At 69.9% G+C, this 12,271-nt stretch carries 10 protein-coding genes and 2 pseudogenes; 9 read left to right on the plus strand and 3 right to left on the minus strand.

Going from position 1 to position 12,271, the window contains the following annotated elements; translation table 11 throughout:
- The first annotated feature begins 10 nt into the window (after positions 1-10).
- From AB0B35_RS39805 to AB0B35_RS39820, 4 genes and pseudogenes are all read left to right on the plus strand, one after another.
- Entirely contained in the window at positions 11-1,264 is a 1,254-nt protein-coding gene (locus AB0B35_RS39805; RefSeq protein WP_361056420.1) for an ABC transporter permease, read from the plus strand.
- Positions 1,265-1,341: 77 nt separating this feature from the next.
- A pseudogene (locus AB0B35_RS39810) lies at positions 1,342-1,737 on the plus strand (cytidine deaminase); the annotation flags it as partial.
- A 79-nt stretch (positions 1,738-1,816) separates the two neighbouring features.
- Positions 1,817-3,094: a thymidine phosphorylase gene (locus AB0B35_RS39815; protein WP_361056403.1), complete on the plus strand. Its 1,278-nt coding sequence runs from the start codon at positions 1,817-1,819 to the stop codon at positions 3,092-3,094.
- A gap of 4 nt (positions 3,095-3,098) precedes the next feature.
- Positions 3,099-3,776, plus strand: a complete 678-nt coding sequence (locus tag AB0B35_RS39820; protein ID WP_361056406.1) for a DUF4272 domain-containing protein — start codon at positions 3,099-3,101, stop codon at positions 3,774-3,776.
- A gap of 225 nt (positions 3,777-4,001) precedes the next feature.
- Here the strand turns inward: AB0B35_RS39820 and AB0B35_RS39825 are convergent, their stop codons facing one another.
- Complete coding sequence (locus AB0B35_RS39825) at positions 4,002-4,901, minus strand: putative RNA methyltransferase (protein ID WP_361056423.1); 900 nt, start codon at positions 4,899-4,901, stop codon at positions 4,002-4,004.
- A gap of 34 nt (positions 4,902-4,935) precedes the next feature.
- Here AB0B35_RS39825 and AB0B35_RS39830 point away from each other — a divergent pair, with 34 nt between their 5' ends.
- Positions 4,936-6,003 carry an adenosine deaminase gene (locus AB0B35_RS39830; protein ID WP_361056409.1) on the plus strand — a complete coding sequence of 356 codons (1,068 nt, stop codon included), beginning with the start codon at positions 4,936-4,938 and terminating at the stop codon, positions 6,001-6,003.
- On the opposite strand, the gene AB0B35_RS39835 is transcribed toward AB0B35_RS39830, so the two are convergent.
- Positions 5,975-6,391, minus strand: coding sequence for a hypothetical protein (locus AB0B35_RS39835; protein ID WP_361056412.1), 417 nt, complete (start codon positions 6,389-6,391; stop codon positions 5,975-5,977). The two genes, AB0B35_RS39830 and AB0B35_RS39835, sit on opposite strands and share 29 nt — an antisense overlap.
- Positions 6,392-7,030: 639 nt before the next feature.
- On the opposite strand from AB0B35_RS39835, the gene AB0B35_RS39840 reads away from it, so the two are divergent.
- The 4 genes and pseudogenes from AB0B35_RS39840 to AB0B35_RS39855 all read left to right on the plus strand — a co-directional run.
- Positions 7,031-10,126, plus strand: a complete 3,096-nt coding sequence (locus AB0B35_RS39840) for a nitrate- and nitrite sensing domain-containing protein (protein WP_361056426.1) — start codon at positions 7,031-7,033, stop codon at positions 10,124-10,126.
- Positions 10,123-10,527, plus strand: coding sequence for a roadblock/LC7 domain-containing protein (locus AB0B35_RS39845; protein ID WP_120318037.1), 405 nt, complete (start codon positions 10,123-10,125; stop codon positions 10,525-10,527). Before AB0B35_RS39840 ends, AB0B35_RS39845 begins: the two co-directional genes overlap by 4 nt.
- Before the next feature lie 58 nt (positions 10,528-10,585).
- Entirely contained in the window at positions 10,586-10,963 is a 378-nt protein-coding gene (locus AB0B35_RS39850; RefSeq protein ID WP_120318038.1) for a DUF742 domain-containing protein, read from the plus strand.
- Between the two features lies 1 nt (position 10,964).
- Positions 10,965-11,540, plus strand: a pseudogene (locus AB0B35_RS39855) (ATP/GTP-binding protein); the annotation flags it as partial.
- A 30-nt stretch (positions 11,541-11,570) separates the two neighbouring features.
- On the opposite strand, the gene rdgC reads toward AB0B35_RS39855, so the two are convergent.
- The gene (gene rdgC, locus AB0B35_RS39860; protein ID WP_361056428.1) at positions 11,571-12,263 is read right to left on the minus strand and encodes a recombination-associated protein RdgC; all 693 of its coding nucleotides are present in this window, start codon (positions 12,261-12,263) and stop codon (positions 11,571-11,573) included.
- Positions 12,264-12,271 lie beyond the last annotated feature (8 nt).

A 12,271-nucleotide genomic window follows, 5' to 3' on the forward strand; every position in this document is an offset into this window, starting at 1 on the left:
TACCTCCACGATGAACGTCGAGCTGGCGGTGCCGGAGGCCTACTGGACCCGCACCCGCAAGACCGGCGCGGTCATGATCGCCCTGGGCCTGCTGGCCACGATCGTGTTCGGCGCGCTGGCCGGCTCCGAGAACGCGCGCTTCGCGCTCGGCGAGACCGTGGACGGGGCCGGGTTCGACATCCCGGGCACGTTCGGCGCGATCTTCTTCGGGCTGGTCGCGCTCGCGGCCGGGGTCGCGATGCTGGTCACCGGCCGATACTTCGGCGTGCTGACCGGCGTCGCCCTGATGGGCTTCATCATCTCGGCGCTGTGCTGGCAGATGTCGGTGTCGCCGGTGTCGCACACCATGCCGCTGGGCTTCATCGCCGCGGCGACCTTCACCGCCGCCATCCCGCTGATCTTCGGCTCGCTCGGCGGCGTGCTGTGCGAGCGCAGCGGTGTGGTCAACGTGGCGATCGAGGGGCAGCTGCTCACCGGCGCGTTCTTCGGCGCGCTGTTCGGCACGCTCACCGGCAACTTCTGGCTGGGCCTGGTGGCCGCCGCGGTCGGCGGTGCGCTGCTGTCGGCGATCCTGGCCGTGTTCGCCATCAAGTACCTGGTGGACCAGGTCGTCGTCGGCATCGTGCTGAACGTGTTCGCCGGCGGCCTCACCGCGTTCTTCTACGAGCAGGTGATGCGGCCGGACACGGACGCGTACAACTTCCCGGGCAAGGTGCCGAGCTGGCCGATCCCGGTGCTGTCCGAGATCCCGATCCTCGGTCCGGCGCTGTTCAACGGCAACATCTTCAGCTACGGCTCGCTGATCGCGGTCGTCGTGATCACGATCGCGCTGTTCCGGACCCGCTGGGGCCTGCGTACGCGTGCCGTCGGCGAGCACCCGGCCGCGGCGGACACCGTCGGCATCCGGGTGCTCGGGCTGCGGTACGCGAACGTGCTGCTCGCGGGCCTGGTGGCCGGGTTCGGCGGGGCGTACTTCTCGATGCTGTCCACCACCGGGTTCAGCAAGTACATGGTCAGCGGCGCGGGCTTCATCGCGCTGGCGGCCATGATCTTCGGGCGGTGGCACCCGGTCGGCGCGTTCTTCGCGTCGCTGTTCTTCGGCTTCTTCGGGGCGCTGACCGGCTTCCTGAACAGCATCAGCAGCCCCATCCCGAGCCAGTTCCTGAGCATGCTGCCGTACCTCGCGACGATCTTCGCGGTGGCCGGTCTGGTGGGACGCGTCCGCGCGCCCGCCGCCGACGGCAAGCCGTACGTCAAGGGCTGACGGCTAGGCTGGATGGTCCGATCTTGCGTGGCGCCCGCTCGGGCGCCACGCGTTTCGGGCGAGTGAAAGGAACGGTCATGGACGTCGACTGGGAGAAGCTGCGGCTCGCCGCGGTGGAGGTCATGCACCGGGCGTACGCGCCCTACTCGAAGTTCCCGGTGGGCGCCGCGGGCCTGGTCGACGACGGCCGGGTGGTCGTGGGCTGCAACGTCGAGAACGCCGCGTACGGCGTGGTGCTGTGCGCCGAGTGCGGCATGGTGTCGCAGCTGCACGCCACCGGAGGCGGCAAGCTGGTCGCGATGGCATGCGTGAACGGCGACGGCGACCCGCTGCTGCCCTGCGGGCGCTGCCGCCAACTGCTCTGGGAGCAGGGCGGCCCGCGCATGCTGATCGACGCCGAGGGCGGCCCGCTGACCATGGCGGAACTGCTCCCGCACGGGTTCGGCCTGGCCGAACTGGAAGCTGTCAACGGAGGTAATGGTTCATGAGCGAGCTTGGCGGGCGAATCAGCGGGCTCGGCGATGCCGCCGACGAGCGAAGCGAGGAGAAGGCATGAGCTTTGCGGCTGTCGACGTCATCCGGGCCAAGCGGGACGGTGGGGAGCTCGGCGACGAGCAGATCGACTGGGTCGTCGACGCGTACACCCGGGGTCATGTCGCCGACGAGCAGATGTCGGCGCTGGCCATGGCGATCCTGCTGCGCGGCATGACCGACCGGGAGATCGCCCGGTGGACCGCCGCGATGATCGCCTCCGGGGAGCGGCTGGACCTGTCCAGGGTCTCCCGGCCGACCGTGGACAAGCACTCCACCGGCGGCGTCGGTGACAAGATCACGCTGCCGTTGACCCCGCTCGTGGCGGCCTGCGGCGCGGCCGTGCCGCAGCTGTCCGGCCGCGGGCTCGGGCACACCGGCGGGACGCTGGACAAGCTGGAGTCCATCCCCGGCTGGCGGGCCGCGCTGAGCAACGAGGAGTTCATCTCCCAGCTGCGCGACGTCGGCGCGGTGATCTGCCAGGCCGGCACCGGTCTCGCCCCGGCCGACCGCAAGCTGTACGCCCTGCGCGACGTCACCGGGACCGTCGAGTCGATCCCGCTGATCGCCAGCTCCATCATGAGCAAGAAGATCGCCGAGGGCACCGGCGCGCTGGTGCTCGACGTGAAGGTCGGCACCGGCGCCTTCATGAAGTCGGTGGAGGACGCCCGCGAGCTTGCCCGCACCATGGTCGAGCTGGGCCGGGCGCATGGCGTCGACACGGTCGCCCTGCTCACCGACATGAACACCCCGCTCGGCCTGACCATCGGCAACGCCGTGGAGGTGCAGGAGTCGCTGGACGTGCTCGCCGGTGGCGGCCCCGCCGACGTGGTCGAGCTGACCCTGGCGCTGGCGCGCGAGATGCTGTCCGCCGCCGGGCTGTCCGACGTCGATCCGGCCGACGCGCTGCACGACGGCCGGGCGATGGACTCCTGGCGGGCGATGATCCGTGCCCAGGGCGGCGACCCCGACGCGCCGCTTCCGGTCGCCAACGAGATCGAGCAGGTCCGGGCGGAGCGCTCGGGGACCGTGGCGTCGGTCGACGCGCTCGGCCTCGGCCTGGCCGCCTGGCGGCTCGGGGCGGGCCGGGCCCGCAAGGAGGACCCGGTCAGCGCGGCCGCGGGCGTGGTGCTGCACAAGCGCCCCGGTGACCGGGTGACCGCCGGTGACGTGCTGTACGAGCTGCGTACCGACGACCCGTCGCGGTTGCCGGTGGCCCGGGTCGACGCCGCGTCGGCCGTCGTCGTCGGGGACGGGCCGGCGCCCGTACGCCCGCTGATCATCGATCGGATCGGCTGATCACGTGGCACTGCCCGCACCGGACCCCCTCGCCGTGCGTGCCGCCAGCTTCCAGGAGCTGACCCGGCTGGGCGTGCCGCTGCCCCCGGACAGCTACCCGCTGGTATGGGAACCGGGGGACACCGTCGAGCTGCGCCCCACGGGCGAGCTGGAGGCCCGCGCGGCGATCCTGCACGTGGCGCTTGAGCGCGTCTTCGGTATGCCGCCTGCGGAAGCCGAGAAGTGGCTCGACGCCAACGCCCTCATCCCGGACGTGACCGAGCCGGAGTGGGCCTGGATCGTCGACGAGCTCGGCGACCGGCAGTCGTTCGTGCTGCACCTGGACGCGCTCGCCGGGATCTGCTGGGTGCTCGGCGTCATCAAGACCCTCGACCCGCTGCTGACGCCGCCGCGGCTGATGGAGTCGCTGCCCGACCTGCACGGGGGCGAGACCTTCACCGCCTGGCAGGCCCGCATCCTGGCCGCGCCGCGCGACCCCACGGTCGTCGCGGCCGCGCTCGACCTGCACTACTGCCTCGACTGGTCGTTCCAGGAGCTGGAGCGCCAGGGGCTGCCGGTGCCCGGTGAGCTGAACGCCAACGCGATCGGCCAGCGCCGCTGGGCGCTGGAGTGGTCGTCGGTGTTCCTCGGCGAGTTCCACGACCCGCCCGGCGGCTGGGAAGAGGTCGACCTCTCGGTCTGACCGCTCAAGATCATCCGACTTGCCGGGTGCCTGTGCGTATCTTGAACGCGCATTCGCCCAGGTGCCTGGCAAGTCGAGCGATCTTGGGCGCGTTGTGGCCGGCGGGTCGGGCGGTCTTCGGACGCACGGTGGCAGGCAGGTCGGCCGGTCTACGCGCTCAGCGTGGCCGGCAGGTTGGGCGATCCTCGGGCTCTGGACGGCCCGCAGGTTGAGTGGTCTACTCGCTCAGTTTGGCCGGTAGCGGCCGATTCGGACGGATGCTGTGCAGGCGACCGGGCCCGTGGCGCGGGCCCGGTCGTGGAAGGCGTTGGGCCCCATGGCGATCAGGTCGTCCGCCTCGGCGGCGGTCAGGTCCAGCGGCCACTCCAGCAGCCGCTCCTCCACGAGCGCGAAGTCGCGCAGTTCGAGGGCGAGCCGCTCGGCTTTGGACGGATCGACGCTCAGCAGGCCGAGCTGCTCGCGCAGCTCCGCGAGGTGCCGTTCGGTCGGGGTGACCACGACCAGCAGGCCGCCGGGCTTCAGGACCCGGCGCATCTGTGCGCCGTTGCGCGGGGCGAACACGTTGAGCAGCACGTCGACGCTGCCGTCGGCGAGCGGCAGGGTGCCCCAGGTGTCGGCCAGCACCGCCCCGGCCCGCGGGTGTGCCTTCGCGGCCCGTCGCAGCGCCGCCTTGCTCACGTCGAACGCGAGCCCTTCCGCCCCCGGCGAGCCGTCCAGCACGGCGGTCAGGTAGTACCCCGTCCCCGCCCCCAGGTCCACCACCAGCGGTCGCCCACCGGTCTGCTCCTGCCCGCCCGTTCCGGCGACCCCGCCCGGCTGATCCTCGGTCTCCAGCGGGTGATCATGAAGTTGTGGCGCCGACACACCGCCGAGCCGTGCCATAAGTTCATGATCAACTAGGTGGGTGAGGGCGGTGGCCAGGGGGAGGTAGGCGGCGGTGGACAGGAAGGCGGTGCGGGCGGCGACCATGGTGGGGGTGTCGCCTTCGGGGAGCTTGCGGCCGGTGCCGAGGGTGACGTAGCCGTGCTTGTTCAGGTCGAAGCTGTGATTGCGGGGGCAGCGCAGGGTGGTGGCGGTGCGGGAGAGGGGGGCGGCGCAGACGGGGCAGCGCAGCGCGTCAGTCATCTCGGCGGTGAGCACACGGAATATCTTGGTGCATGTGACTCCGACCTATGACGAGATCGTGAAGGCGCCCAAGGCCCTGCTGCACGACCACCTCGACGGCGGCCTGCGCCCGGCCACCATCGTCGAGCTGGCCGCCGAGATCGGGCACGAGCTGCCCGCCACCGATCCGGCCGAGCTGGGCGAGTGGTTCGTCTCCGCGGCCGACAGCGGCTCGCTGGAGCGCTACCTGGAGACGTTCTCGCACACGGTGGCGGTCATGCAGACCGCCCCGGCGCTGCGCCGGGTGGCCCGCGAGTGCGCGCTGGACCTGGCCGCCGACGGCGTGGTGTACGCCGAGGTGCGGTACGCGCCCGAGCAGCACCTCACCGCCGGGCTGACGCTGCCTGAGGTGGTGGAGGCGGTGCTGGCGGGATTCGCCGAGGGCAGCGAGCAGGCGGCCGCGGCGGGCGCTCCGATCCGGATCGGCACCCTGCTCACCGCGATGCGGCACGCCGCCCGCTCGATGGAGATCGCCGAGCTGTCCACGGCATACCGGGACGCGGGCGTGGTCGGCTTCGACATCGCAGGGGCGGAGGCCGGCTACCCGCCCACCCGGCACCTGGACGCGTTCGAGTACCTCCAGCGGGAGAACTTCCACTTCACCATCCACGCGGGCGAGGCGTTCGGGCTGCCCTCTATCTGGCAGGCGCTGCAGTGGTGCGGCGCGGACCGGCTGGGTCACGGCGTGCGCATCGTCGACGACATCGAGCCGGGCACCGGCAAGCTGGGCCGGCTGGCCGGGTACGTGCGGGACAAGCGGGTGCCGCTGGAGCTGTGCCCGTCGTCGAACGTGCAGACCGGGGCAGCCGCCTCGATCGCCGAGCACCCCATCGGGCTGCTGCGCGACCTGCGCTTCCGGGTGACGGTCAACACCGACAACCGGCTGATGAGCGGCACCTCGATGTCGCGGGAGATGGCGCTGCTGGTGGAGGCGTTCGGCTGGGGCTGGGCGGAGCTGCAGTGGTTCACCATCAACGCCATGAAGAGCGCGTTCATCCCGTTCGACGAGCGCCTGACGATCATCAACGAGGTGATCAAACCGGCTTACGCGAAGCTGCTGTGACCAGCAGCCGCGCGCGGCGGTGCAGCGCCGCGGCGGTGGTGGGCCGGCAGCCCAGCTCGCACTGCCGGCCCAGGACCGCGGCGTCCTCCCGCCACAGGCGCACGCCCCGCCGCACCAGCACCAGCGGCGGTTTGCGGTTCTCGGCCAGGTCACGGACCAGGCGGCGGGCGAAGGTGACGGTGCGCGGGCGGTGCAGGGCCAGGGCGTCGGCGAGCACGCCCGCCCGCATGCACGCGCCGACCATCTCCGCGGCGAAGATGCCCTCGGCGATGAACAGGGGCGCGCCCCCCAGCTCGAACGGCCGGGCGCCGATCCGGGCACTGAGGCCGATGTCGTACACGGGCACCTGGGTGTGGCCCGTCTCGGCCAATTGTGTGACGGCAGTCATAGCCGCGTCCAGGTCCCAGGAAAAAGGGGACTCCCAGTCGACCATCTCATTCACTCGGGGGAGTGTCGGGTCGGCCCCTTCCTTGTAAAAATCATCAAGGCACAGGACCGGAAGTCCGGTCTGGCGCGCTACGTACGACTTGCCCGATCCGGAAGGGCCGGCAAGAAGGATAACTCGGGCGCTTTGGACACTCACCGTGCGTGACTCCAAGGAAACTGCGGGCTGAACTGTGCGGGTGGCCTGCATGAGCATCCCATTCGGTGTCGGATTCCAGGCAGCCTGGGCTTTCCTCTTTTCACCGGGCGTGATGGAATCTCGGGGGTCCGTCCCAAGCTCGCCGGGATGGACTGTGTACGGTGCCCGGCGCGACCCCCGCGCCATCCGCACTTTCGCGGATCTCGATGGTGGTACCGACAGGAGGGCGGTGACGTGAGCAAGCGGCCAGGAACGCAGAACAACGCGGTCCTTTCGCGTCTCCGACGGCCAGTGAGCCGGCTCCGGGACATGCCGATCTGGTCCAAGCTGGGCCTGATCATGATCGTTCCGACCTTGGCCACGATCGTCGTTGGTACCAACGGCTTGTTGGACAACCTCGACACAGCGACCGGCGCCGACCGCACACGGATCCTCTCCGTGTTGGTGAAGGAGTCAGGCGCACTCGTCGACGACCTCCAGAACGAGCGTGCGGCAGCGGTCATGCTGCTCGGCACGACCAACACCCCGCCGGCGTCCTACGAGAACGCCGGCAAGCTGGTCGACGAGGCCAAGAAGCCGTACTCGCAGCAGCGCGGCGCGCTGGTCGACGTCGACGACAGCCTCCGGGACCTGCTCGTGCAGATCGACGCGGGTCTTTCGAGCCTGCCCTCGGTGCGCGAACAGGTGAAAGATCGCAAGATCAAGCAGTCCGACGCGGCGATGCGCTACCAGGTGATCGTCGATTACCTGCTGCAGATCCGCGACAAGGCCGCCCAGATCGCCGGTGGTGGCGAACTCGGTGACGGCCTGCGCGCGGCCAGCGCGATCGCCACATACAAGGAGTTCCTCTCCCAGGAACGCGTGATCGTGCACCGGGCGTACGCGCTCGGCGGCCTGAACACCGGTCTGCGCAAGGACTTCATCGCCACGCTGACGGGCCAGGAACAGGCGCGCGACGCCTTCGAATCGGTCGCCAGCGACGCGGACATGGACCTGTTCAACAGCCAGGTGACCGGCCCGACGCTGCGCAAGTCGTCGAAGTTCCAGGCCGACATCGAGGCACTGCTGGGCGAGTCGCTCAGCTCGCTGAACTTCTCCGCGGCCGAGTGGGACCAGAGCATGCGCGACCACGGCGGCGTGCTCCGCAAGGTCGAGGCGAAGCTCGACTCCGACGTCGAGGTCACCGCGAGCGACCTGCGTGACGAGGTCACGCAGCAGGTGCTCGTGCAGACCGGTCTGCTGCTGGGCATGCTGCTGCTGGCGATCCTCTTCGCCTGGCTCGTGGCCCGCTCGATGGCGCGGTCGCTGCGTGAACTGCGCCACGGCGCGCTCAGCATCGCCCAGTACGGCCTGCCGCAGGCGGTGGCCCGACTGCGCGACCCGGCGCTGTCCTCACAGCTGTCGCCGGTGCAGGTGGCCAACCAGATCGCCGAGCCGCTGCCGGTGCGCAGCAAGGACGAGTTCGGGCAGGTGACCGAGGCGTTCAACGCGGTCCACCTGGAGGCGGTCCGCACCGCTGCCGAGCAGGCCGCACTGCGGTCGTCCGTCGCGACGATGTTCGTCAACCTCGCCCGCCGCTCGCAGATCCTGGTCGACCGGCTCATCGGTCACCTGGACCGCCTGGAGCGCGGTGAGGAGGACCCGGACCGGCTGGCCGAGCTCTTCCAGCTGGACCACCTGGCCACCCGAATGCGCCGGAACGACGAGAACCTCCTGGTGCTCGCCGGCGCCGACTCCACCCGTGTGCAGCGCGAGCCCGCGGCCCTGCTGGACGTGCTCCGTGCCGCCCAGTCCGAGGTCGAGCACTACACCCGGATCGAGTTCGGGGTCATCGACCGTGACATCGAGGTCGCCGCGCACGCGGTCAACGACCTCGTGCACCTCATCGCCGAGCTCTTCGACAACGCGACCGCGTTCTCCCCGCCGGACTCGACCGTCATGGTCGAGGCGCGCCGGGTCGGCGACCGCGCCGTGCTGTACGTCGAGGACCACGGCATCGGCATCTCGCCGGACATGCTCAACGAGATCAACGAGAAGCTGGCCAGTCCGCCCCAGGTGGACGTGGCGGTCTCCCGGATGATGGGCCTGGTCGTGGTCGCGCGGCTCGCCGCACGCCACGGGGTCAAGACGGAGCTGCGGCTCTCGGCCGACCGGGGAATCATCGCCGACGTCACCCTGCCGACCGCGGTCCTGGTGCCACGTGCTCTGGCCGGCGGCCGCGCCGCCCCCGCGGCACCGCGTGAGCTGCCCGGGTTCGCCCCGGCTCCGAACATGCGTCAGCAGGCTCCGGCGGCTCCCGCGCAGCGCTCGTCCTCCTTCGCGCCGCTGGCGCTGGAGTCGGGCTCCGGCATGGGTGCCCCGGCCGGTGCGGGCCGTCCCGTCAACGGCGGCGGCAGCGGTGGGCGGCTCTTCGACGCCCCGCCGGCACCGCCGGCTCCGGAGTTCCCCGCCAGCACGCCGCCCTCGCGGGCCGGTATGCCGGCGTGGTCGGACCTGACCGGTGTCAACGGCTCCGACGCGTCCCGCGCCAGCTTCGGCGAGGCGCTGCCGCAGCGGCGGGTTCCGACCGAGGCCGAGCGCCCGGAGGCGTTCAACCAGCCGCAGATCCCGCGGCAGCCGTCGTCGCCCGTGGAGGAGCGCGCCAACCCGTCCTGGAACCAGCAGAGCTGGGCCGGGCCGGCGGTGCCGACGCCGCAGGCGCCGAGCAGCCCGTACGCGAGCCCTGGTATGCCGATCTCGGCCGTCCCGGTCTCCGCGGTCCCGGTCTCGGCAGCGCCCGTCTCAGCGGCTCCGGTGGACGTTCCCGCGTCCGCCGCGCCGCCGACCTGGCCGCCGGTGAGCCGTGACGAGAGCCCGGTCATGCCGGACATGACGACTGAGATGCCGCGCGTTCCGGCCGAGTACCCGGTCGTCGACACCCGGGTCCCGTTCGCGGACGAGACCATGGAGCTGCCGATCTTCCGGGAGTTGGAGTCGGCCTGGTTCAGCACGCGGCGTACGGCAGTCGATACGCCAGCTCAGGACGAGAAAACTGCCCCTCCCGCGAACGTCCCCCAAGACACTACGATCACCGCACAGTTCCCTGCCGTTGACCGCAACGGGCACGGGAGCAACGGTGCACCGAAGGTCAGCAGCACAGCGGCGGGAGCTTCCGACCTGCCGAGCAGGGACGTGAGCATGGGGAGTACGCAGTCTGGCCGCGAGGCCGCCGGATACGAGGTGCCGGCGCCCTACCGGCCGAGCTGGCAGACGGCCGCGGACGACGGCTGGGCGGCTGCCAGCGCGATCGCCAACAGCACCCCACCCTCGGAATCGACGGCCGCTGGGCTGCCCAAGCGCACCCCGATGGCACAGCTGGTCCCCGGCGGTGTGGAGAAGGGCGCTACCACCGTGCAGCGCCGTACGCCGGAGGGCGTCCGCGGACTGCTCTCCGCCTATCACCGCGGGGTGCAGCGAGGCCGCACTCAGCACAAGGACGATGATGTGATTCCGGGCTCCACCGAGGCCGGAAGCCAGTCTGGCAAGGAGCAGGAGGCATGACCACTACGCAGGATCTTGGTTGGCTGTTGGCCAACTTCGCGGACCGGGTGCCGGGCGTCGCCCATGCGGTCGCGGTGTCCGCGGACGGCCTACTGCTCGCCGCCTCCCGGGATCTTCCCCGGGACCGCGCCGACCAGCTGGCTGCCATCTCGTCCGGTCTGGTGAGCCTCACGCAAGGCGCAGCCCGCTGTTTCGAGGGTGGCGCGGTGTTGCAGACTGTCGTGGAGATGGACAACGGGTTCCTTTTCCTGATGTCCATCTCGGATGGCTCGTCGTTCGCGGTGCTCGCTTCGCGGAGCTGCGACGTCGGCCAGGTCGGGTACGAGATGGCGCTTCTCGTGGACCGGGTGGGCGACGCGCTCACGCCGGCCCCGCGCAGCGCCGCAGGCGTGCTGGGCTGAGGCACAACCGTCCCGGAGGGTCCGGGGACGGCACTGGGGAAGGGGGTGAACGGCGACGATGCCCGACAGAGAAGAACCGACCGGCGCATTGGTACGGCCGTACGCCGTGACCCGTGGCCGCACCCGGCCGCGATTGGAGATCGCGATCGAGGCGCTGGTGGAGACGACCGTACGCGGTCGATCTGCCGGTACCTCGGGTCGCGGCGGCCACGGGCGGGAACACCAACACATCGCGTCCCTCTGCGACGGCAAGGTGCAGTCGCTCGCGGAGATCGCGGCACGGATGCGGCTGCCGCTCGGTGTCGCCCGTGTCCTCATCGCGGACATGGCGGCAGACGGCCTGGTCGCGGTATACGAGCCGACGTCGTTTGAGAGTAACGACGCGGTAGGCACTGAACTGCTGGAGAGGGTACTCAGTGGACTTCGGAGGCTCTGACATGTCACACCGCCCGGGGCAACAGCCTGGCGGTCGGGTGACATCGGCGAAGATTGTCATCGCCGGCGGCTTCGGCGTCGGTAAGACGACGCTGGTTGGGTCCGTTTCGGAGATCACGCCGCTGACCACTGAAGCGATTATGACTTCGGCCGGCGTCGGCGTGGACGACACGCGCTCGGTTCCCAACAAGACCACCACGGTGGCCATGGACTTCGGCCGTATCTCCATCGATCGCGACCTGATCCTGTACCTGTTCGGCACGCCTGGCCAGACCCGGTTCTGGTTCATGTGGGACGAGCTGGTGCGGGGCGCGATCGGCGCGGTGGTCATGGTGGACACGCGCAGGTTGGCAGACTGCTTCGCGGCGATCGACTTCTTCGAGCACCGCAAGCTGCCCTACCTGATCGCGATCAACCAGTTCGACGGGCAGCAGTACCACAACGCCCAGGACGTTCGTGACGCGCTCGCGATCTCCTCGGACGTGCCGGTGGTCAGCTGCGACGCGCGCAATCGCGAGTCGACCAAGCAGGTCCTGATCTCACTGGTGGAGTACGTGCTCTCGATGCGGCGTACCCGCACCGGCGTCTCCGCCGTTTCTGAGGCGGGATTAACGCTGGGCTTCGCCGCCGAGCGCTTCGATGGTGTTTTTGATCAACGCCGCCAGCTCGCTGGTCATCAGGATAAAGTCTGCGTCAAAGCGCTGGGCGAAGTCGTCGCGATCGATGTCGTCGTTCTGCTCGCGCAGCGTGTCGGCGAACTTCAGGCGCTTGAGCGAGCCGTCGTCCGACAGCATCAGCTGAATGCGCTCCTGCCAATCCACCGCCAGCTTGGTCACCAGCTTGCCGGCTTCGATATGCACCGCGATTTCGTCACTGATCAGATTCTGTTTCTTGCAGCGGATCACGCCGCCTTCTTCCAGAATCGCTTTCAATTCCGCTTCATCCTGAATGGCGAAGCCGGCCGGCATCTCGCCGGAACGCACCCATTCGGTCAGCGTCAGTTCGATCGGGCTTTCCATCGTCAGCGGCACCACCGGCAGCGAGCCGAGGCTCTTGCGCAGCAGCGCCAGCGTATCTTCGGCGCGTTTGGCACTGGCGGCATCGACCATGATCAGATCGTTGACGGTGTCGATCCACATGAAGGTCTGGTTGAAGCGGCTGAACGCGCGCGGCAGCAGGCTGTGCAGCACTTCGTCCTTCAGCGCGTCTTTCTCGGTTTTCTTCAGTTTGCGGTGTTGTTCCGCCTCCAGGCGCTCAATCTTGGCCTGCAGCTCTTGCTTGATGACCGGCGACGGCAGGATTTTCTCTT

The sequence above is a fragment of the Catellatospora sp. NPDC049133 genome, from assembly GCF_040648455.1.
GTDB classification, from domain to species: domain Bacteria; phylum Actinomycetota; class Actinomycetes; order Mycobacteriales; family Micromonosporaceae; genus Catellatospora; species Catellatospora aurea.

Coding starts and splice junctions, on each gene's coding strand:
- AB0B35_RS39805 (WP_361056420.1), top strand. CDS start 11: ATGAACGTCGAGCTGGCGGTGCCGGAGGCCTACTGGACCCGCACCCGC.
- AB0B35_RS39835 (WP_361056412.1), bottom strand. CDS start 6,391: ATGACTGCCGTCACACAATTGGCCGAGACGGGCCACACCCAGGTGCCC.
- AB0B35_RS39850 (WP_120318038.1), top strand. CDS start 10,586: ATGCCCGACAGAGAAGAACCGACCGGCGCATTGGTACGGCCGTACGCC.
- AB0B35_RS39815 (WP_361056403.1), top strand. CDS start 1,817: ATGAGCTTTGCGGCTGTCGACGTCATCCGGGCCAAGCGGGACGGTGGG.
- AB0B35_RS39845 (WP_120318037.1), top strand. CDS start 10,123: ATGACCACTACGCAGGATCTTGGTTGGCTGTTGGCCAACTTCGCGGAC.
- AB0B35_RS39825 (WP_361056423.1), bottom strand. CDS start 4,901: ATGACTGACGCGCTGCGCTGCCCCGTCTGCGCCGCCCCCCTCTCCCGC.